1 protein-coding gene is annotated in these 245 nt (G+C 62.4%); it reads right to left on the minus strand.

What is annotated here, in order from left to right:
• The coding region (locus AF337_RS28845; RefSeq protein ID WP_342028456.1) for a BadF/BadG/BcrA/BcrD ATPase family protein at positions 1-245 on the minus strand (245 nt) is incomplete at both ends.

The raw sequence follows: 245 nt of genomic DNA on the forward strand, positions 1-245 counted from the left end.
CTGCCCGATCCAATGACTGCTGCCTTCGTCGCCGATGAGATCTCCCCAGCCGCCAGTGCGCGCCGACTGGCCTTTGGAATTACGCGCCCATGCCATTGAACCTGTGCCGGAAAGAATGAGGATACCCGGCTTGGCCGCAAAAGCACCAAGGTGGGCCGCGTCGACGTCGTTGAGGACGCGCCGGTGGACGTTTGGGAATGTGCGCTCGATCGCATCGCGCTGTAGAACCGACAGGCGCTCAACCT

The sequence above is a fragment of the Rhizobium ecuadorense genome (assembly GCF_001187535.1).
In the GTDB taxonomy this organism is placed as follows: domain Bacteria; phylum Pseudomonadota; class Alphaproteobacteria; order Rhizobiales; family Rhizobiaceae; genus Rhizobium; species Rhizobium ecuadorense.